The following is a 22,341-nucleotide window of genomic DNA, read 5'->3' as shown; positions in this document are numbered from 1 at the left end:
GATTCAATTGAGAATCATTCTTATATCAATAATATTTATCATTATCAATTAACTTATGATACAGTTTTTCTATTAAATATGCATAAATCCCCTATGTTATTAACGGTTAATTCACTTTTAATGCGAATTTCATCACAGTCTGAAACACGTTCAAGCGGGCATATACCTTCTTCTAATTGGCCGTTAGCCTTTTGTGCCGGCTTACTGGGGATTGGGCAGAATGGTTTATTGGTCATGTTACCGGTATTGGTTAGCAGAACACATCTGTCACTGTCGGTGTGGGCCGGTTTACTTACCCTCGGGTCCATGCTGTTTTTGGTCGGATCACCGTGGTGGGGACGGCAATCGGAGGTTCGTGGGTGTAAATTTGTGGTCATCATGGCGCTGGCTGGCTACTTGCTAAGTTTTGTGTTGTTGACGCTGGCGGTATGGGGCTTAGCGGCGGGATGGTTACCGGAGATGGCCGGGCTGGGTGGGCTGATTGTGGCACGTATTATCTATGGCCTGACAGTCTCTGGCATGGTGCCCGCCTGCCAGACCTGGGCCTTGCAGCGCGCAGTGTATGAGCAGCGCATGGCTGCATTAGCTACCATCAGTTCAGGCTTGAGTTGTGGTCGTCTTCTTGGCCCACTTTGTGCCGCCCTTGCCCTCTCAATACACCCAATGGCACCGCTGTGGTTGATGGCAATAGCACCATTGATCGCACTGTTGGTGGTCTGTTGCCAATATAATGATCCGCCATTGCCGCCGGTTGCACATCAACAAAATCATTTACGTTTCAGCATGCTGCCCTATTTACTCTGTGCACTGCTGCTGGCGGCAGTCGTCAACCTGATGCAGCTTGGTCTGGCACCGCATTTAAACCAATTATTCCGGCATTCAGCCACCATGGTGAGCCACCATGTGGCAATTTTGCTTAGCGTGGCCGCGGGTTGTACCTTGTTGGCTCAGTTTTTGGTGGTACGCCCCCAACGTTTCAGCCCCTCTCAGCTTCTGCTGGTGGCAGCGTTATTCATGGTAGGTGGTTTAGGATTGATGTGTACCCAGCCATTGGTATTATTCTATGCGGGGTGTGCGCTAGCTTCTTTCGGTGCGGCGATGGCAACGCCGGGTTACCAATTGATGCTGAACGATAAATTATCCACGGGCAAAGGTTCCGGGGTGATAGCGACCAGCCATACATTGGGTTATGGCATGAGTGCGTTGATGGTGCCGCTAGTAGCAAAATTTTACGGTGAGTCGCAGTTGATTGCTGCGGCTCTGATGATGGCCGTTCTGTTGGGCGGCATAAGTGGCTGGCTGTGGTGCCAGCATCGGGTCACAGCACATTCTGCGGGAGAGTAACTGTCATGTCCGGCGCATCAAGCTACCGAGTTTTCGATATCAAATTGAAAGTAAAAGAAAATATATCACCGTCACTGTTGCGTTGCGTATTTGAAGGGCCAGAAGTCAATCGTATGAAACTTGAAGCGCCAGATCAGCGCATTAAACTGCTATTGCCCGCAGACAACGGTCTGATTACTCAGGTATCAAAAGGCGACGATTGGTATCGTAATTACCTGACTATCCCGAAAGAGCAGCGACCGATAATGCGCACTTATACACTGCGTGCATTGCGTGCTGAGCAGAACGAGATGGACGTGGAATTTGTTTTGCACGGCGTGACCGGCCCTGCATCGGCTTGGGCAACACATGCCAAACCAGGCGATGCCATTCAGGTTGTTGCGCCGAATGCCGAGTATCAATCTGACAGTGGCGGTTATGAGTGGATCCCGCCAGCGCAGATGATGCAGGCGTTACTGATTGCCGACGAAACAGCATTACCGGCGGCGGTGGCTATTTTGGAACAGCTGGCATTACAAGCTAACCCTCCACATGTTCAAGCTTTTTTTGAGGTACCGCTGGTGGGTGATTGCATCAATCTTGAGCGATTTCCGTTTGCGCAGGTTTACTGGTTGCCACGTGATACGCCGCATCACCCCGCCCATGGCAGCTTGTTAGTTGACGCGGTACGTCAATGGGTACAAATTCCGGCTGCGGCGCAAGTCGCGGCACAATCATTAGCAGAGAATAGTCTGGGTGGTGATGTATTATGGGAGCGAGCCGAAGGTGCCAGTAGTTTCTATGCCTGGGTGGCGGCTGAATCCTCAACAGTGAAAGCTTTGCGCCGCTATCTGATTGGTGAACGCTGTCTGGACCGTACTTGCGTGAACTTTATGGCGTACTGGTGTTAATCAATTTGCTCTATCAAATTCCCCTGCAAAATTAGCCCCCTCTGGGCCAGTCATTCAACCCCTGTCATAAAAATGGCGGGGCAGTGACAATTTCAAATATCTTTCTTTCCCTCTCCCCTCGCAAACACCGATGTCACGAACTGCGTAATGTATTAATAATCTATATAAATACTGACATTATGCTAATGTCAGTATTAAACCGATATCAATCATCAGTTACAGAGTCAACAAGATTATTCAGGGGAGTTTTTTAGTGGGCGACCCTTAAAAAATAAACCATGATGCAAATTTATTTTAAGAGCTTTGTATCAAAATAGGTGTGTTATTTATGAATAAATATGATGATATTAAGCAGTTCAAAGATAAAATAGACATGCACGATATTGATTATAAAGAAATTTCTGAAAAAGAAGTTCAAGCGGATGCTTTTTCATGGCCGCTTATTAAACAGTTAGCTTCACAAGACAATGATTCATTTTTAGAAAATGGCCGAACTACGCAGCCGACACCTCAGCTTGTTTCAGCCACTGAGTTCGCCGAGCCTGATGTGTTAAACGTGATGAGTGAACCTCGCGCTATAAATAGTGATCCTCTGCTAAATACCGAGGTAACAAACCGGCCAGCCGCAATGCGATCACTGTTTCCTGCGCCACCGGTTGCCCATACTCTAGCTCCGCAGCCAGTCAATTTAAACGAACCTGCTATACCGCAAGCGGTTTCTAAACCTATACTTACGACACAATTTTCATCCTCACCAACTGGCCCGTTGGAATCAGGTAAAAAAACTGAATTTAAAAACATTTTTTCACAAAAAGAACCACCCAAAGAGCAGGTTGTTTTTGCCGAGTCAGCGCGGGATATTCCTTTACAAACGTTGTTAGAGAGCATCGCCTTATGCCGTTAGTTTGTGTATGTTCACCGAAAGGTGGTGTCGGTAAAACTACTTTTGCAGCCAATTTGGCGCACTCACTGGCACGTAGTGGTAGCAAGGTTTTACTTATTGATTTCGATGTACAAAATGCTCTGCGCTTGCACTTTGGTGTCCCTTTGTCGGATGAACGTGGTTATGTTTCTGAGTCAGGTAATGCATCTGACTGGAGCCAATTTATCCTTAAAGCGGGAACGAATACCTTTGTCTTGCCTTATGGCGAGGTGGATGAAGCGCAACGTCTGGCTTTCGAGCATGAATTAACGGCTGATCCGCATTTTTTACAACGGGGGCTACATTCAGTCCTTAATTATCCTGGATTAGTGGTTATCGCTGATTTTCCGCCGGGACCAAGCCCGGCGTTAAAAGCAATGCAAGGGATTGCGGATATGCATTTGGTGGTGATGTTGGCAGACACTGCATCTTTATCTTTATTACCTCAAATAGAGAAAGGCAAACTTATCGGCGCCCCTTTAGATAATAAAATGGGAACCTATTTTGTTGTTAATCAAAGTGATAATCGTCGTCAACTCAGCCATGATGTCTCACAATTCTTTGAGCAACGTCTGGGCGATAAATTGTTAGGAATGATTCATCGGGATGAATGTGTGCCAGAAGCGAATGCTTCTCAACGTTCAATTATTGATTTCAGCCCCGTGTCAGCTGCCGCATTTGATATTGAGCTTATTAGTAAAAAAGTTGCAGCTATTTTGGGAATAAAGATCGGCGGGGGAGAAGTTTACTCTACGCCTAAACATGACTTCTATTAAATACTGGCTGAATTCAAGATGAAGAAAATTCAATTTTATCTTCTGCTGTTACTGTTATTGCCAATCGCTATCTTGGTTGTTGTTACACCAATGGACAGTGAGAAGCAGTACATTTTTGCATTATTCAGTATTGCTGCGTTCTTTTTACTTGGCATAAGTAAAAGCAGAAAAGTAACAATAGTAATGACAGTATTGTCATTTTTGATGTCATCCCGATATATTTATTGGCGCACGACTGAAACGCTTCATTTTGGTTCTGTAACCGAGACAATATTAGGCATACTTCTTTATAGTGCAGAACTTTACATCTGGATTATTCTAAGTCTTAGTTATTTACAGACTATTTGGCCATTAAAACGAACGATTGAACCGCTGCCTGAGAATACCGATTTATGGCCAACGGTTGATGTTTACATTCCTACCTATAATGAAAGTCTGGATGTGGTTAGAGATACGATTCTGGCAGCCCAATGTATTGATTACCCAAAAGAAAAAATAAAAATATATGTATTGGATGACGGAAAACGAACTGAGTTCGCTGTATTTGCTGCGGATGTAGGGGTTGGTTATATCACTCGAAATGATAACCGCCATGCTAAAGCCGGTAACCTTAACCATGCGATGAAGATTACGCAGGGGGAGTTAATCTGCGTTTTTGATTGTGACCACGTAGCTACCCGCGGTTTTTTACAGGCCACGGTGGGTGGGTTCCTGGTTGATAAGCGGTTGGCGCTGCTCCAGACACCACACTACTTTTACTCCCCCGATCCGTTTGAGCGCAATCTATCAACAGGCCGTTCTGTTCCTAATGAAGGGGCACTTTTTTATGGCCCTATTCAGCAAGGGAACGATAACTGGAATGCGGCATTTTTCTGCGGTTCTTGTGCTGTTATTCGCCGTAAGGCATTAGATGAAATTGGTGGTTTTGCGGTAGAAACAGTCACCGAAGACTCCCATACTGCGCTGAAATTACAGCGTTTAGGTTGGAACTCAGCCTTTATTTCCATCCCACTAGCCGCGGGGTTGGCGACTGAACGTTTGGCGTTACATGTGATCCAACGGACCCGTTGGGCGCGGGGGATGACACAAATTTTCCGTGTGGATAATCCCTTGTTAGGGCGTGGGCTGAGCCTTCCTCAGCGTTTGTGTTATCTCAACGCCATGATTTATTACCAATTTGGTTTGCCACGCGTGGTCTTTTTACTCGCGCCACTGGGCTATCTTCTCTTTAACCAGAGTATTATTGCCTCGTCAGCCGAATTGATTTTCGCCTATGTTTTGCCCCATTTAATTATGTCTATTGCCATCAACTCACGCAGTAATGGCCGCTTCCGCTACTCTTTCTGGGGTGAAGTTTATGAAACCGTAATGGCATTCCATTTGGTTATTCCAACCATCGTTACGATGATTTCACCAAAACGTGGCAAGTTTAACGTGACGGATAAAGGCGACCTACTGGATAAGAGTTATTTCGATTTCAATATTGTTCGCCCGCATATTATTGCAGTTGTTCTGATGTTGCTCGGCATTATATGGGGATTAGTGCGCGTAGCATTGCCAGATTATTTTGGGGTTAATCCGAATGTAATTGCACTTAATATCGCCTGGGCTACTTTCAGTGTCATTCTATTATTTGCGGCTATTTCTGTTGCGCGCGAGACTCGTCAGACACGTAAAACGATCCGCATTGACGTCCAGTTACCGGCCATTATTCATTATAGTAATGGCATATCACTGCGTACTCACACCCTGGACTTGTCAATGGGCGGGGTTCGTCTGGCGATTAAAGACCAACATTTCCCAACTGAGGGTATTGAAGAGGTGGAGCTGATGTTACAACGCGGTGCTGTCAGTCTACCTGTCACGCTTATTGATGTTGAGCCAGGTGCTGTGCGGTTGATGTTTGGTGATATTCCACTGGTTAAACGTCGGGAACTGGTTCGTATTGTGTTGGCCCGTGCAGATGCCTGGATTACCGAGCCTTACCCTCAGGATCGACCATTACATTCATTACTCAGCATTATTCGTTGTGCCTTCGAACTCTTTTATCTGCCGTGGAAGCAACGTCGGGCTAGAAAAAGAAAGCTGGCCCTCCAGAAAAAAGGAAATGCGGCATGAAAGGGATATTGAGCAAGATATTGCCGTCATTGTGGTTTACAGGTGTGGTGGCCGCGTGTTCTCTGGCATTTTTTCCCATCAATGGGTTTGCTGTAGACACTAATCGTGTCGCGGGCCAGGAACAGCAAACTGAAGATGCAGCCACTGCGGGAGATTTCCCTTTATTACCTCGGCCGAACAGTGATGACTCAACCGCTGGGGCGGCGGCTCCTGCGGTTGATAATTACCCGCAAATCGCCAGCGCCCCTGAAAACCGCCCTTTGTATGATTCAACCCTACCGATACCCGTAGTTGATAACCCGGTGGTGGTGACCCGCCCGGCCTCATACAACGCGATAGTGAATACCACGATTACCATTAAAGATATGGGGCAGCCCAATGGGTTGCTGTTAAGTGGCGGTCAATTGCAATCAGGCATTGTTTTCACGTTACCCAATGATTTGGTGATTACCAATGCAAAACTATCTCTGGCGCTAAAATTATCATCAGAGCTGGCTGGCAAGAATTACAGCTTACAGTTAATGCTGAACGGGCAGCCGTTAGGGACATTGCCGCTAACGCCGTCAAGTGAAAACAGCGCGATATACCAAGTTGATGTCCCTGCGGCGATGGTGGTCGCGACCAATAATCTAAGTATGAGTATTACCGGTGACAACACGGTATTGCAGTGTGAAACAGATCAATTGAATAAATTTTGGGTCAGTATTTTACCGACCTCAAGTATTCAATTAGAAGGGCAACAACTGAATATTGGCAAGAATTTGGGGCTATTCCCCCGGCCATTCTTTGATGCCATGCAGATGAAAGAGACCAAAGTGGTTATGGCATTCCCGGCTAATATTCGTGCTGATGTGATTGGTGCTGCCGCCGGTGTTGCTTCATGGTTTGGTTATCAGGCTAATTACCGTGATATTGATTTCCCGGTACAATTTGATTCACTACCCGAAGGTAATGGTATTTTATTTGGTAAGCCGGGTGAGCATATCGGTGATTTTGTGTTACCGCAAAGCACCGGCCCAAGTCTGCAATTGATTGATAACCCGCACAACCCGGTGGCTAAATTACTCTTGGTTATTGGCAATAATGAGGAGGAGTTGCGTCAGGCTGCATGGCGTTTAACTTCTGAGCCATTACCGCCAGAGGCGAGTAGCCTAAGTGTTAAAGCGCAAGCTATCCCGCGTAGCATTCCCTATGACGCCCCGCGCTGGATTAATACTGAACATCCCGTATTACTTAAATCTTTAGTGCCAAATCTCGATGCTTTGACTGCTAATGGTATTTATCATGACGGTATTCATGTTGATTTCCGGGCGGCACCCGATCTATTTATGTGGGATGGAGAAACTATACCCATCCATATCGGTTACCGTTTCCCGATTGAAGACTGGATTGATGAAAATAGCTCTCAACTTAACGTATCGATTAACAATATTTTCTTGTATAACCTGCCGGTAAATAAGAAGGGGTTGATTGAGTCCCTGTGGCGGGCGGTTGGTGGCGATACTCGTCAGGAGAGTTATACCCTGCGTTTGGCTCCTTATCTGATTTATGGTGATAACCAGTTAGAGTTCTATTTCGCGATTAATCCGAAAGCCGGAACCCCCTGTAATCTACTAAACAACAATAATATTAAGAGTCGTATCGAACCTGATTCTTATATTGACCTGAGTCACACCCATCACTTTACCCTGTTGCCTAATCTTTCGTATTTTGTCGGCGCATCCTTCCCTTTCACCCGCTTGGCTGATTTCTCACAAACCTTGGTATTATTGCCCGAAAAACCAAGCAAAACAGAAGTTCGTACATTACTTGGTCTTGTTGCTCGTGCCGGTAATTCAACCGGAAAGCCAGTTATCCACGTCAAGGTGAAGCTGGGCGTGTCCGCAAATGAAAAAGATATTTCACTGTTTGCTGATAACGATATTTTGGTGGTGTCGACATTAGACCATGCTGATTTCACCCAAACACTATTAACCGCGACATCATTTGGCCTGGAAAATGGTGTGCTATCAGTGAAAGAACCGTCGACGTTAGAAAAGTTGGCGGATTACCTCACTGGGGTTTGGTTCCGCCAGCAAGTTGAGGCCGATCGCTACCTTTCATCGACGGATAACTGGCGCGGCTTCCTGAGTTTCCGTTCTGGCTGGAATCCGCAGAAGGTCGTGGTGCTGGCAACCGCAACAGGTGATGATCAATTAGCGAGTATTCACGGCGATTTGAAGTTATCGACGGTTAATGCCGGCGTGCGTGGCGATCTGGCGATTATTACCAATGAAAATGGTGTGCGCAGTTTTAGTGTTGGCGAGCAATTCCCTCGTGGTGAGCTGCCTTGGTATCAAATGATTATCTGGTATGCCAGTCAGCATATCGTGATTTTGGCGTTACTTGCTTTACTGATCTCAGTCATCATTGGTGTGAGCATGTTTGGGTTATTAAAACGCCGTGCGGCAATACGCTTAGGCAAAGATCCTAAAGAATGATAATAAAACTGTTGATGATGTGGGCCTATTGTATGGAGCGGGGTTGATATGAAATCAAGTCATGTAAAGTCACCATTGATTAATGCCCTGTTGCTTACTGGGATGGTCGGATTTGCTGCAATCCCTGTCTGGGGACAGGCGGCAGAGAATACGCCAGCGATAAAGGCATTGTTAGATCAGGCCACCTACTGGCATGAGAAAGCCCATAATGATCTGGCGACTAACGCGCTGCAAAAGATCCTGATGGTCGATCCTACCAACGTTGATGCTTTATATCTAATGTCCCTTTATGCCTCTGAAAAAGGGGATAAAGCCGAGTCGCTTGAATGGCGTAAAAAATTAAATGCGGCCTCCCCGGATGACCCACGTTTGCAGTCGTTAGATAATGCCAAAGTCATGCAGTCCATTTCGCCGAGCCAATTAGCGGCAGCGCGCCAGTTTGCCAGCCAGGGCAATATTCCCAAGGCGATTGAGAGTTATCAGAATTTATTTAACGGTAATAAACCGTTGGATAATTTAGCGGTAGAATATTACTTGACCATGGCGGGGGATGCGGCGACGTTACCAACAGCTATCGCCGAATTACAGCAACGTGTAGCACAATCCCCAAATGATGTTGCTGCCCGTGTGGCGCTGGGTAAAGTACTGACCTACCAACAGACAACCCGCCGTGATGGTATTGCCATGCTTAATAGTCTGGCGGCGACTAACCGCGAAGCTGATGCTGCTTTGCGCCAGGCACTGATGTGGATAACACCGCAACCGGCAGATGAAGGGCTTTATCAGGCCTATCAACAACGCCATCCCGACTCTCAGGTTGTCGCCGATTACTATAAAAAGAATATCGGTGGAGCAGCAAAAGGCCAGGGTTACAGTGAACTTAATCGCGGTGATTTAACCAAGGCAAAAAGCCAGTTTGAGTCAGTGTTGGCGATCAACCCTAACGATGGCGATGCATTAGCGGGTTTGGGGTTTATCGCTTTGCGCAGTGGTGATTTCGCCAATGCAGAAAACTACCTGACTCAGGCGGCCAAACAAGGTGGGGCAAACAGCGCACAACTGGCGGCGCAAGCGCAAGATGCCCATTTCTACGGCGAGTTGGATAAAGCTAAAAAAGCCTTTGCCAGCGGGAATATTGACGGTGCGCTGGCATTGAGCGCCCCATTGGCACAGGCCACAGGGGACAAAGGCACTGCGGTGGCGCTGTTCCGGGCTGATTTGTTGCGGCGCAAAGGTGATTTGAGTGCTGCTGAACAGGCTTACCGCAATATCCTGGCGCAGCAACAGCAAAATAATGATGCGAAATTGGGGCTGTATTATGTATTGCGGCAGCAAAAGAATGATGCCGAGGCACAGCAAGTGCTACAAACCGTGCCAAACAATCTCAAACCCGCCGCCGCGCCCGCCGGGATCAATGTTGAGCCGATTCGTCGTGAGGCTGCATTAGCGCTGCAACGTAATGATCCTGCGGCGGCATTAAATCTGTTACAACAGGCGCTAACTAAGCAGCCATCGAATATCTGGGTTCGTCTGGATATGGCGAGAATACTGCAACAACAAGGAAATACAGCCCAGGCGCAAAGTCTGATGGCTGAAGTTTCGGCTCCCGGCGCACCGGCGGATAATCTATATGCTGCCGCTTTGTTTGCCGCTGAAAACAAAGATTGGGCAACCAGTAATGCTTTACTCAATCAGATCCCGCCAGCCCGCCAAACTAAAGAGGTCCGTGCGCTGGCTGACCGTGTGGAGTTCAATCAAAAAATAGCGACAGCAGAAACGGCTCTGGCAAAGGGTGATTCAGCCAGTGCTGCGGCAATATTGCGCGGACTGGCACAAAATCCGCCTACCGCCCCTGCTGATGTCGGTAATCTGGCTAAAGATTTGATGGCTGCTGGTGACAGCACCACGGCGGTTAGTTTAGTGCGTAAAAATATCAATAACGGCATTCATGGCAAGGCGGGCGATTATGCGTCACAAATCAGTGTCTTGACGCAATCTGGCCTGACGCAAGAAGCGGAAGCCTTATTGAGTAATCCCGCGATTCAAAGTGGCAGTTCGCCGATAGAGATCAGTCGATTACGACTAGGGACCACTATCAATCAGGCCGATGCATTGCGTGAGCAAGGCCAGTATGCTGCGGCGTATGACAAGTTGATTGTGGCGCTACAAAGTGATCCGCAAAATATTGACCTGATGCTGGCGATGGGGCGTCTTTACCAATCCGGTAAAATGAATGATGAAGCCGGTAAAGTTTATGCTTATTTATTAAAACGTGATCCGACTAATGAAGGGGCGCGGGTAGGGGCGGTAAACGTGGCACTGGCTAATGGTGATGTCCAGAGCGCCAGACAATTGATGTTGGGAATGCGCGGGCCAAGAACCCCTGAGCGCTTATTGCTTGCTGCCCGGGTCGCGGAAGCTGAAGGGGATCATGAGCAGGCTCTGGCTTTGTTACGTTCCGCCAAAGGTAAAATGATTGGGCTGGAAGGGGCAGACAGTGTTGGTGGCGCGAATATTGCTGGTTTACAACTTAGCGACAATCCGTTTATTAACCAGACCACCCGCACGCAGCCGCGGACCAATTCAAGCTATGGCGCGGTGTTGCCGTGGCAAAATGCGGGCACAGAAGGCGCTGCCATGGGGGGAGTCAATAATCTGGCACCTACCGCTAACGTTGCGCAAAACGGCACCCTGAAGCAAGTTGATCAGATGCTGGATACTTTACAGGATAAAACTGCCAGCTGGGCGCAGGCCAATATCAGTATTCGCAGTCGCGATGGTGAATCGGGCCTGAGTCAATTGACTGAAGCCAAAGCCCCGCTCACCTTTGCCGGTGTGCCTTTTGATAGCTCCCGCCTGAGTTTTACCGTCACGCCGGTATCCCTCAATGCAGGTTCAACCTCAGGTACGGGCAGTAACCGTTTTGGTACCGGGGCATTGCAGCAGGGTTTGGAAGTTAAAAATGCGACAGAGACATCAGCACTTGCCGCAACTAACTCAGCGGCGGTATTAGCGGCGGCGACAACTGCTCAATTGCAGGCTCAAGCGGATAGAGAAAGTGCGTGTAATGGCGCAGGCGCTGGAACGCAAGGTTGTGTTGATGCCAGGGTAGTGGAAAATGATGCCAACAGTGCCAAACAACTGGCGGCTAATAATCTGGTCACAGCCCAAACCTTTAGTCCAAATGATTTCACCGCCGACTCCCCAGGCCCACAAAGTGAGTCAGGGGTAGAACTGGCACTGGCCTTGGCGGGGGAAGATTATAAAGCCGACATTGGTACCACGCCGTTAGGGCAAGATATGAGTGCCCTTATTGGCGGCGTGCAATGGGCACCTAAGCTTGGCGAATTCGCTAAACTGGCGATGACAGTAGAACGTCGGCCAGTGACGGATAGCTTGCTTTCATACGTGGGTGCAACCGATAAGATCAGCGGATCGCAATGGGGGGCAGTCACTAAGAATGGGGGGGGCTTAAACCTGAGCTATGACGATGGCGATGCCGGCCTTTATGCAGGATTAAATTATTACAATTATATCGGTGATAATGTTCCGAGTAATGGTTCAATTAACTCTTCAGTAGGCGCGTATATTCGTCCTTACCGCTATGATGACCGTGAATTAAAAACGGGCATCAATATCAGCTATATGAATTTCTCTAAAAATCTCAGTTATTTCAGTTACGGTCAAGGGGGCTATTTCAGTCCACAAGATTATGTCAGTGTCTCTTTCCCGGTTGAGTATAGCCAACGTTATGGTAACTGGAATTATAAATTGGGTGGGGCGGTAGGCTATCAATCCTATTCGCAGGATGAGAGTAAATATTTCCCGAATAATCCAGAGTTGCAGGCTCAACTGGAGCAATTGGTGCGTGATGGTTATAGCACTGAATCCCGTTATGCTGCGCAAAGTAAAAATGGCATTGGATATAACTTCAAGGCTGATGGCAGTTACAACTTACAGAAGAATATGCAGATCGGCGGGCAGGTTGGCTATGATACTTTTGGCGACTACTCCGAGACTACCGCCTTGGTCTACTTCAGATATTTGTTGGATGGGAAATAATCATGCAAGAGAATAACTATCTTTCGGAACAACAGGATTATTACCGTCAGCAGCAGCATCAGCCGGGATGGCAAAATGTGGTGCAAGTGCTTTTTTCAGGTATTCAGGCTAATGCTGACAGTGCGGATGGCAGGGCTTTTATCCGCAACATGGGGACTCAACTGGCACAGCATAACCCCTTACCGATAAGTCAGACCGTGGGTGAGTTTGAAGATCAAATTAATAATCTATGGTCCAGATATCATTGGGGATTTTTGCGCATTGCCGCGAATGAACAGGAAATGCAGTTAAGTCACTGTGCATGGCCGGACACGGACAATCTGACTGAACAGTCGCAGTGGAAAACTGCATTTGCAACATTTTTAGAAGGTATTTATAAGGAGTGGCTCAGACAGCAAGGAGGGCAGTCAGAAGTGAATGTCCGTTGGCTGGATAATAAAACCGAAGGTCCATTAGTGTTCCGTTATAAAAACGGCATTTGAGGCATATTATGCTAATTATGAAGGTCATGCGTGTTGTTGTTACCGCCGGTGTGCTATTTGGCCTACTGTTTTCCACCGGAGTACAGGCTTATGAGCCCGGCTGGGAACAATTTAAAAGCCGGTTTCTTAAGCCCGATGGCCGAGTTGTTGATACGGGTAACCATGATATCAGCCATACCGAAGGGCAAGGTTTTGGTATGCTACTTGCCGTATTCAATGATGACCGGCCTACCTTTGATTCATTATTGGGTTGGACTCAAAAGACATTATACAATGCAGATACCGGATTATTTTCATGGCGGTATGAGCCGAATGCTAAAGTAAAAGTTGCTGATAAAAATAATGCTACAGATGGCGATATATTGATTGCCTGGGCATTATTACTGGCTGGGGATAAATGGCACAATCGCGACTATACGAGTCAATCTAATCAAATACAGAATGCTATTATTAAACACACGGTCATTAACTTTGCCGGTTACCATGTATTATTGCCAGGCTCTGCAAGTTTTAATCATACCAGTTATGTTGTGATCAACCCGTCTTATTACATATTTCCAGCCTGGAATGCATTCTACCAATACAGTCATTTGAAAATATGGAAAGACTTGAATGACGATGCTATCCAGCAGTTATCCGCGATGAAGCTTGGCAAAGTCAATTTGCCGACTGATTGGGTGTCATTGCGGTCGGATGGTAGTTTCGCACCGGCCAATGGTTGGCCTGCACGTTTTAGTTTTGATGCGGTGCGTATTCCATTATATCTCAGTTGGGGAGGGCATAATGGCAGTGCATTGGCGCCTTTTATTGATTATTGGCAAGGTTTTTCGCGTTTAAAAACACCGGCATGGGTCAATGTTGTTACGGGGGCTACCGCGGAATATGCACTGACACCTGGGATGCTGGCGATACGGGATCTTACCTTAGGTGATGCTGCTCAATTAACGGCAGTATTACAACCAGAAGAAGACTATTACTCCTCTTGTTTACGCTTATTATCCTGGTGGGCGGCACAGCAGAAATGAGTAAAAAGCACGTTCTACTTGCAGGGCGTGCTTAGGTCGGTTCATCACGGTAACATCCGCTTTATCATGTCAGGATCAGAGCGTTGTCACGATTTCTGGTTGATTTTTTCCATTAAAATAAGTCGTTACGTAATAAATTTGTTCTATGATTGAAAACCGGCCCTCTGGTTATTGATGGAGGGAGAGTTCATATAAGGAGAACACAATGCCTCATATGCCTTTGATAGCGCTTCCCCACACTCATTCTGATTGTTGTCTTTGCCATAGTCCGGCGTTCGTTCGTATCAATACGGTGTTTGCTCAGAAAGCTGCTCATTCTGCCCCTATAACAGCGGCAACCGTTGCTGCGGCGATCCCAGGAGCGACCCAGCAAAGAAGAGATGTCGCGGCCAATACTGTGCGTGTGATGGCCTTTGTTAATATTCGCCTTTTTGATGGTGTTTCAGACCATTTGCGCGATGGATTGCAAGTATTAGTGGAAGGTAACAGGATCAAGTCGGTAGAGCCGGCTGATAAAGCATTGCCACCGGATGTGGAACGGATAGACGGTGGTGGCGGTGTATTGATGCCAGGGCTTATCGACGCACACTGGCACGCCATTATGGCTCGGCCATCAATGATGACGGCGATGACAGCAGATTTCAATTATATCCAGGCGCTGGCAATTGCAGAGGCGCAGGCGACTATATTGCGTGGTTTCACCACGGTGCGTGATATGGGCGGGCCGGTTTTTGGCCTGAAACGCGCTATTGATGAGCAGGTGACGGTCGGGCCACGTATCTATCCTTCCGGCGCATTTATCACTCAAACTGGTGGGCACGGCGATTTCCGTCTGATTGGTGAATTACCGCATACGCCATCAGACCCCTTGAGTTATGCCGAGCGCGTAGGTATGACGGCGATTGCCGATGGTGCCGATCAGGTGTTACTGCGTGCCAGAGAACAATTGATGCGAGGCGCGTCGCAACTCAAATACATGGCGGGGGGTGGTGTAGCCTCTATGTATGACTCTATCAGTGTGACCGAGGGATCTGTACCAGAGATTCAAGCGGCAGTTACGGCGGCTGAGAATTGGGGTACCTATGTCACCGTCCATGCTTATACGGCACGGGCGGTCACCATGGCGATTAAAGGTGGGGTTAAATGTATTGAACACGGCCAGTTGGTGGATGAGGAGACCGTCCAGTTAATGGCAGAAAAAGGCATTTGGTGGAGCTTACAACCCTTCCTTGACGACGAGGATGCGGTGCCAATGGCCAGTCCGGCATCACGTGCCAAGCAGCTTGAGATGGTTGCCGGTACTGATACGGCCTATAGGTTGGCGAAAAAATATAACATCAAGACAGCGTGGGGCACCGATACATTATTCGATGCCCGACTGGCAACCCGACAGGGTGCTCAATTGGCCAAGTTGACTCGCTGGTACTCACCGCTTGAAATTCTCAAGATGGCCACCAGCGTTAATGCTGAACTCTGTGCCTTCTCCGGTCCAAGAAACCCGTATCCCGGTAAGTTGGGTGTGGTGGAGAATGACGCACTGGCTGACTTGATTCTGGTTGATGGTGATCCACTGAGTGATATTCAACTCATTGCTCGGCCAGAGAAAGCATTCCGGCTCATTATGAAAGATGGGCAAATTTTCAAAAATACGTTGGGCAGCGATCTGTAGTGGCTTTTTATGATCGAATAGCTGTTTTTCTGCCTGTTAACGCCGCATTAACTGAGGCCGAATAATGAATGATATGACTTCCCTTAGGAAGCCAGAGTGGTTTTTTTTCAGGGGGTTAGCGAGTACCAACCTGAACTTATGGCGCGGGTCGTTAGTTCTGTTATCGGTTATTGTTCTGAGCGGCTGCACCGGCGTAGCGGCGCCCTCATTTTCATTGGTGGGCTCTTACTTTCCATCCTGGATGGCGTGCGCTTTTATCGGAATAGTTGTGGCAGTGATGGCTCGCATTCTGTTTATTCGGGTGGGTATTGATGAGGTGCTGCCATGGCGGCTGTTGGTGTATGTCTGCCTGGCGCTTGCTGTGGCATTTATCAGTTCCCTATTACTGTTTACACGATGAATGATGAATATGAATAAACTATCAGGGAGTGGGCGTAAGCGGCAACTGGCGCTTATCGTCGCCGGCGTTATCATCGTCGCGGCAGTGATATCAGGCTGGCTTTCCGTGCGGCAGACTACCCTGAATCCATTATCTGAAGATGCAGAATTAGGGGCCAGTGTGGTGCATGTTGCCAGTTCGGTACCTGGCCGTATTATCTCGATTAATGTTGTGGAAAACAGCAAAGTCCGGCGGGGTGACCTGCTGTTTACCATCGAGCCGGATCTCTATCGGCTGCAAGTCGCACAGGCGCAAGCTGAATTGAAAATGGCAGAGGCGGCTCGCGATACCCAGCAACGGACGGTGGTCGCTGAACAATCCAATGCCGCGATTACCAATGAACAGATTGTACGGGCGCAAGCCAATCTCAAGTTAGCGACTCAGACATTGGCCCGGCTACAACCTCTGCTCCCTAAAGGTTATGTCACCGCCCAGCAGGTCGATGATGCGGCGACGGCGAAACACGACGCCGAGGTTAGCCTGAAACAGGCATTAAAACAGTCATTTGCTGCCGAGGCTTTAGTCAGTACGACTGCGGCCGCTGAAGCGTTGGTAGTGGCACGGCGTGCGGCGCTGGCTATTGCTGAACGGGAACTGGCGAATACACAAGTACGAGCCCCCCATGATGGTCGGGTGGTGGGGCTGACGGTCTCGGCCGGGGAGTTTGTCGTCCCGGATCAGGCCATTTTTACCCTTATCAATACTGAACATTGGCATGCCTCGGCCTTTTTCCGTGAAACGGAATTGAAGCATATCAACGTGGGGGATTGCGCTACCGTGTATGTTATGGCGGACAGACAGCGCGCGATTCAGGGGCGAGTTGAGGGGATTGGTTGGGGCGTCAGCTCTGAGGATATGCTGAATATTCCACGTGGCCTGCCTTATGTCCCGAAATCATTAAATTGGGTACGTGTTGTTCAGCGTTTCCCAGTGAGAATCAGTCTGGAAAAACCGCCGGAGGACCTGATGCGAATCGGGGCGACTGCTGTGGTTGTTGTGCGCAATGACGACGGTTGCTGACGGTACGCTCGGTGGCATAATCCGTCAGGCAAAAGCGGATTTAGCCTATTTCCCTGGGCGAGTGGCGATGGCCTGGCGGGTTGCTGCACTCTGTGCATTGATGGCTATGGTTGCCATGGTGTATGGCATCCCGGAATCGGCTATCAGTTGCTATCTGATTATTTTCGTCATGAAACCGGACGGCGTAGAAAGCATGGTGATGGCGATTGCTATCACCATCCTGGTGTCGCTGGTGGTTGGTCTGGTGTTTCTGCTTATTCATTTCACGTTGGAAGCCGCGCCACTGCGCATGGCAGCCTTGATTGTCAGTTCGTTTCTGTTTCTCTATCTTGGCTCAGCCAGTAAGCTCGGCCCGGTGGGGAGTATTATTGCGCTGGTTATTGCGTTTGTGATGACGTTGCTCAGTGATATACCCATGGGTGAGGTCGCAACGCGGGGGCTGTTGTATGCCTGGTTAATGGCGGTTTCCCCGATGTTGCTGATTATTAGCTTTAACCTTTTCTTTGGCCGGGCACCCCAGACGTTATTGCGGGCCAGTTTAGCCGAGCGACTTTTCACCGTAGCCGAGACATTGCGCCAACCCGATGCCACCAATATGGCTAAGCTAACCGAGCTACTACAGGAAGGGCAAAATGAGCATCAACAGCGGGCGCTTTTTGTACGTATCTTCCATCTACGCCCCTCGCCAGAAGCAGCCTGGTTGGAAAGTGCCGTAAAAAGCAGTTATCGCCTGCTATTGGCAACGTCAGCTTTATCTGCTGGCTCACCAGAGAATGAGCGTATCGAACTCGCGGGCTACTGTCGCGATGCGGCACAGGCGATAGCGGCGGGCAATCTTGCTGTTACCCCTCACTTTGCTATTGAGAATGCGGGTGATGAGATCAATGAAATCAGAAACGCACTGCTAGCACTGGCGAATGCGGATAATGGGCAAGATTTGGCTGCCCCGAAATCCTCATTCTTTGCCGCAGATGCACTGACCAATCCTGCTCATCAGCGTTTTGCGCTAAAGACCACCGCCGCCGCCCTGATTTGCTATCTGGTCTATACCGCATTGGATTGGCAGGATATCCATACTGCCATGATCACCTGCTATGTCGCGGCGTTAGGTACCACCGGTGAGACAGTGCATAAACTGGTACTGCGGATTATCGGGTGCTTGATCGGCGCGTTAATGGGGGTTCTGGCGATCATTTTCATTATTCCCTACCTGAGTGATATTGGTCAATTGATGGCGCTGGTGTTTGGCTGCATTCTATTGGCCGCTTGGGTTTCCTGTGGCAGCGAGCGTATCGCTTATGCCGGTGTGCAGGTCGGGCTGGCATTCCTGCTGACGGTGTTGCAAGGCTTCGGACCAAGTACAGATCTGGGGGTGGCACTCGATAGGGTGCTTGGGATCTTGCTGGGTAATCTGGTGGTGTATTTGATTTTTACCCGGTTGTGGCCGGTGGCTATCGTAGATGCGGTGCGCATACATATTAGTAACACGTTGACGGGACTGACAAATTTGGCAGCGCTGTCGCCTGATGCACGGCCTGCGGCACTAAGAGAAGCGACAACCATTGAGGCGGAGATTACCCAAGCGCGAGAAGAGCTGGCACTGGTTCCCTTTGAGCCAGCACAATTACGCCCTTCACGAGAAGAGTGCGCACGCTTATACGCAATACTGGCAGAAATGAGTAAATTGTGCCCAGTGCTGTTTCTACCGACTGAAAAATCGGCGTCTGATGTGGAACAACTGCGTCAGCTCTCGCTTGTCGGTGACATTACCGCGCAACAAGGCGAGCACGTGCCAGAGAGGGAATCTTCATGGCAGGGGTTATCGCCAGTTGAACTGACTATTGGGCAACGTATAAAAAGACTCGGGGAACTTCTGGGAACTTGATGACATGACGACTCACGCGGTACTGACGGCCAGGATAGCCAAAATGGGCCTTATTTGCACGGCGGCTGGCTTATGCATATTGATTACGGGGTGTGCCACTGAGCGACTTGACCTCGCGCCAGCCTCCTATTCCGAACCTTGGGTCGCGGATGCCAATACGGGCAGTGCTGCGGGCGCGGGTAATTTCTCTGTGCCAGCTAATCCGCTGGTGGCAGAACTTCCTCAGCCACCGGCAATAAAGAGCGGACATCTTTACTCATTACCTGAGCTGATTGATATTGCCCAGACTCAGAATCCAGATACCCGCATTGCCTGGCAGCAAGCGCGACAGGCTGCATTGGCTGTCGGTATGGGGGAGGCGGTATTTTTACCGATCATTTCAGCCAGTGTTATTGGTGGCTACCAGAGTACCAGCACACCGTTACCTTACGCGATTGGCAGCCATAAGGATGTTAATACCTCCGGGAGCGCAGTTGTTCCGGCGCTGGCATTACAGTGGCTTATCTTTGATTTTGGGCAGCGTAGTGCATTACTTGACGCAGCTAAACAAACCTCTTATGCCGCCAATGTTAGCTTTAATGGGATGCATCAGAAGCTAATCTACGATGTCACACGGACTTATTTCCAATATGGTGCCGCGCAGACCCAGAGGCAGATAGCAGAGCAAACGCTGAAAAATAGCTTAAAGATTCAAGATGCTGCCGAACAACGTCAAAAAAATGGTATTGCCACCACCGTCGAAGTGGCGTTGGCGCGCCAACAGGTGGCACAGTCTGAACTGCGCCGCGTGATGACAAAAGGTACGGAACGCGATGCTTATCAGGCATTACTGGGGGCGATGGGGGTTTCTCCCTCATTAGATATCAACATCGCTTATGCCGAAGACCGCGCTTTGCCAGATGTTGCCAGCACGCCGACCGAAAATATGATTCGTCTGGCCCTTTCCCAGCGGCCTGATGTGTTAGCCAGCTATGCGGCGGTTGAAGCTGCCAAGGCAGGTATCAAAGCCACTGAGGCCGACTTTTTGCCAAAAGTCTATCTTGCCGGAGCAGTCGCAGGCGGTGATGGGCGCTTTGATATTCAGGGTCTACCTGGGATTAGCCAGCAGACTTCATCCTCTAGCATTTTGGTGGGGGTCAGTGTTCCTCTTTACGATGGCGGGATACGGGCGGCGCGGGTCAAAGAGGCGGAGTCTCGTGCGGCAGTTGCAGCGGAAGGATTTAAGAAAACTCAGGAGTTGGCGGTGCGTGAAATCGTGGTGGCGGCGGATACTTTGCACTCGGCGCTTGAGTCTAATCAGGCGGCACTCAATCTGGTGAAAACGTCATTTATCACCTATGACGCTGCACTGGAATCTTATCGTAATGGTGTAGGTACCATCACGGTCGCTAACGAAGCGGCCAATGGCTTGTTGAATGCACAACAGATGAGTACCGATGCCCACGCCGCTTCGCTGGTCGCCGCTGCCAATCTGGCTTTTGTGATGGGTAAAATGACAAATACCTCACAACCTCTCGAGTTGCTTCATTAATCATAGAAATAAAGGGGCTTTCTTTTGGCGATAGGGGACGTTATTCAGGGGGTTGCACAAATTAACACAGGAGATGATAACCCATTAATGACATAGAGGTTTTTATCTATATTTTTTACACTGACAAAATACTGTACATCATCACGTGTTGTCTGAATGAATTTCGACCAGACATTATCTGGCACATCATCAATAGCTCTTATAATTTGAGTGGTGAAGTTGACTGTATAAACACCGTTATTATCCAAGGTGGTGTAGTTGAATGGCAGAGCACGATTTAATATATATGATGATGTTTTATCCTGTGCCGTTCCGGTAAATTTTATGAAACCATCACCATTGCGGGATAAAAAGATACTCACATCTGCCAGTAATGAAACAGAATCATAGGTATTAATGTTTTTTTTCAGGTATAGCTCAGAATCGCACTGTAAAACAACTTTAGGCAATAGTTGATAGGCCCAGAAAATGGCGACGGCAGCTAATATCGTCAGGTAAACCACGGTAAGGTAACCTTTTTTCATCGTGCCTCTCCCGAGTTAATCCTGATCGTTCTGCACGCGTTATATCTACCCTGTTCATCTTCAATACATATACCTATAAAGGTGAGCTGATTAATCTTATAACCATCACTTCCTTTAGTATAAAAGATATGGTGCTTTTTCACTGAGCAGTCAATTTTTTCCTGCTTGAGGTCGCGCCGTGCCATATCAAGACTCCCCCCTTCGGCAGGGAATGTCGCATTTTTCTGGATAAAAATCTGGCATTGGTCAATTTCGCCAGAGAGTAAATAATTCGCTTTGCCAATGGTAACGTCGACCCAGTTGGCGTAAATCTTAAGAGCTGTACCTAATACTGATAGGATCACCAAAATAAGTAATATTTTGGATCTTAGAATTGTCAGATATTTTCGACCCGGGACTATCACTTCCCGGGTTAACGGGGCAATAGTTGGCATCAGGGCCGCGGTATTAGGCTGGCTAGTGGCTGATATTTCTTTGGAGTGCTCTGCTGCTATATCATAGCGTTCTTCTCCGGTATCTAGCTCTGGCTGTGCGGTACTCAGTATTGACTCAATCCGCGCTGTAAACTGAAAACCATGTTTAGGTATAGTCGTGATGACTTGTGGATTTTCACCTAAGGCTGTCAGGGCTTTTCTCAGTTCACTAACATAAGCATTCAGGTTGCTGTTTGATGCAGTAAAACCATAGTCTTCCCACACATTCTTCAGCAGTACTTCTCTTTCTATTGGTTGATTCTGATGTTTGATAAATTCAAGCAATAGCCGGGTTGCCGGGTTGGACAATGTCACCGCCCGTTCTTCGTCATTCAACTCCATCAATATCTTTTCTGATGGATTAAACACAATCGTAAGATTAAGTATATATTTCATCTATGACTCTAATGGACTAAACAACCTTTTAGTCGGGGCTAAATCAAAAACGGCAATGCAGTCTTAGGTTAAGCTACTCTCATAAATTTGTTTTTTGAAATGTTTTTTATGACTGACGGCTCTTTTTGTGGAAAAGAAAATAGGGCTAACCAACGCGGGCATAAAGAGCAATATCTCTTAACGAGCATTAAGAATCACTACTGCTAGAATTTAACATTTAATCAGTCTCTGCCTTATCATTAAATTAAAACTCACCATCATCGCATTTAACCTTGTTTTCCATAAGTTTATTTTTCTTTTTGTTT

Annotated in this window: 16 protein-coding genes; 14 read left to right on the top strand and 2 right to left on the bottom strand. The window is 48.1% G+C overall.

Going from position 1 to position 22,341, the window contains the following annotated elements; genetic code table 11:
* Window positions 1-120: 120 nt before the first annotated feature.
* From V2A85_RS07935 to V2A85_RS07870, 14 genes are all read left to right on the top strand, one after another.
* On the top strand, window positions 121-1,344 hold the full coding sequence (locus V2A85_RS07935) for an MFS transporter (protein ID WP_420071209.1): 1,224 nt from the start codon (window positions 121-123) through the stop codon (window positions 1,342-1,344).
* A gap of 5 nt (window positions 1,345-1,349) precedes the next feature.
* Window positions 1,350-2,234: a siderophore-interacting protein gene (locus V2A85_RS07930; protein ID WP_372560564.1), complete on the top strand. Its 885-nt coding sequence runs from the start codon at window positions 1,350-1,352 to the stop codon at window positions 2,232-2,234.
* A gap of 328 nt (window positions 2,235-2,562) precedes the next feature.
* Window positions 2,563-3,138, top strand: coding sequence for a cellulose biosynthesis protein BcsO (bcsO, locus tag V2A85_RS07925; RefSeq protein WP_420071208.1), 576 nt, complete (start codon window positions 2,563-2,565; stop codon window positions 3,136-3,138).
* On the top strand, window positions 3,129-3,932 hold the full coding sequence (gene bcsQ, locus V2A85_RS07920; protein WP_372560566.1) for a cellulose biosynthesis protein BcsQ: 804 nt from the start codon (window positions 3,129-3,131) through the stop codon (window positions 3,930-3,932). Before bcsO ends, bcsQ begins: the two co-directional genes overlap by 10 nt.
* Window positions 3,933-3,950: 18 nt before the next feature.
* Window positions 3,951-6,050, top strand: a complete 2,100-nt coding sequence (gene bcsA / locus V2A85_RS07915) for a UDP-forming cellulose synthase catalytic subunit (RefSeq protein WP_372560567.1) — start codon at window positions 3,951-3,953, stop codon at window positions 6,048-6,050.
* Window positions 6,047-8,530, top strand: coding sequence for a cellulose biosynthesis cyclic di-GMP-binding regulatory protein BcsB (gene bcsB, locus V2A85_RS07910; protein ID WP_420071207.1), 2,484 nt, complete (start codon window positions 6,047-6,049; stop codon window positions 8,528-8,530). The genes bcsA and bcsB overlap by 4 nt, the downstream gene beginning before the upstream one ends.
* Window positions 8,531-8,578: 48 nt before the next feature.
* Window positions 8,579-12,592 (top strand): cellulose synthase subunit BcsC-related outer membrane protein, encoded by a 4,014-nt coding sequence (locus V2A85_RS07905; RefSeq protein WP_420071206.1) that lies wholly within the window; start codon window positions 8,579-8,581, stop codon window positions 12,590-12,592.
* Between the two features lie 2 nt (window positions 12,593-12,594).
* Entirely contained in the window at window positions 12,595-13,074 is a 480-nt protein-coding gene (gene bcsD, locus V2A85_RS07900) for a cellulose biosynthesis protein BcsD (RefSeq protein WP_372560570.1), read from the top strand.
* Window positions 13,075-13,082: 8 nt separating this feature from the next.
* Entirely contained in the window at window positions 13,083-14,099 is a 1,017-nt protein-coding gene (locus V2A85_RS07895; RefSeq protein WP_420071205.1) for a glycosyl hydrolase family 8, read from the top strand.
* A gap of 205 nt (window positions 14,100-14,304) precedes the next feature.
* Complete coding sequence (locus V2A85_RS07890; protein WP_420071204.1) at window positions 14,305-15,768, top strand: amidohydrolase family protein; 1,464 nt, start codon at window positions 14,305-14,307, stop codon at window positions 15,766-15,768.
* 64 nt (window positions 15,769-15,832) lie between these two features.
* Entirely contained in the window at window positions 15,833-16,168 is a 336-nt protein-coding gene (locus V2A85_RS07885; RefSeq protein WP_372560572.1) for a YtcA family lipoprotein, read from the top strand.
* A gap of 9 nt (window positions 16,169-16,177) precedes the next feature.
* On the top strand, window positions 16,178-17,227 hold the full coding sequence (gene mdtN / locus V2A85_RS07880) for a multidrug transporter subunit MdtN (protein ID WP_372560573.1): 1,050 nt from the start codon (window positions 16,178-16,180) through the stop codon (window positions 17,225-17,227).
* Entirely contained in the window at window positions 17,211-19,112 is a 1,902-nt protein-coding gene (locus V2A85_RS07875) for an FUSC family protein (RefSeq protein WP_420071203.1), read from the top strand. The genes mdtN and V2A85_RS07875 overlap by 17 nt, the downstream gene beginning before the upstream one ends.
* A gap of 4 nt (window positions 19,113-19,116) precedes the next feature.
* A complete protein-coding gene (locus V2A85_RS07870) occupies window positions 19,117-20,643 on the top strand; it encodes a TolC family protein (RefSeq protein WP_420071202.1) in 1,527 nt (508 codons plus the stop codon).
* Between the two features lie 44 nt (window positions 20,644-20,687).
* Here V2A85_RS07870 and V2A85_RS07865 read toward each other — a convergent pair whose 3' ends face one another.
* Complete coding sequence (locus tag V2A85_RS07865) at window positions 20,688-21,167, bottom strand: FidL-like protein (RefSeq protein WP_420071201.1); 480 nt, start codon at window positions 21,165-21,167, stop codon at window positions 20,688-20,690.
* Entirely contained in the window at window positions 21,164-22,036 is an 873-nt protein-coding gene (locus V2A85_RS07860) for a winged helix-turn-helix domain-containing protein (protein ID WP_372560577.1), read from the bottom strand. Before V2A85_RS07860 ends, V2A85_RS07865 begins: the two co-directional genes overlap by 4 nt.
* Window positions 22,037-22,341 lie beyond the last annotated feature (305 nt).

Source organism: Yersinia sp. 1252 StPb PI (assembly GCF_048593885.1).
In the GTDB taxonomy this organism is placed as follows: Bacteria; Pseudomonadota; Gammaproteobacteria; order Enterobacterales; family Enterobacteriaceae; genus Yersinia; species Yersinia enterocolitica_E.
Note: the sequence above shows the minus strand (reverse complement) of the source record. Positions and strands in the feature narration are given on the sequence as shown.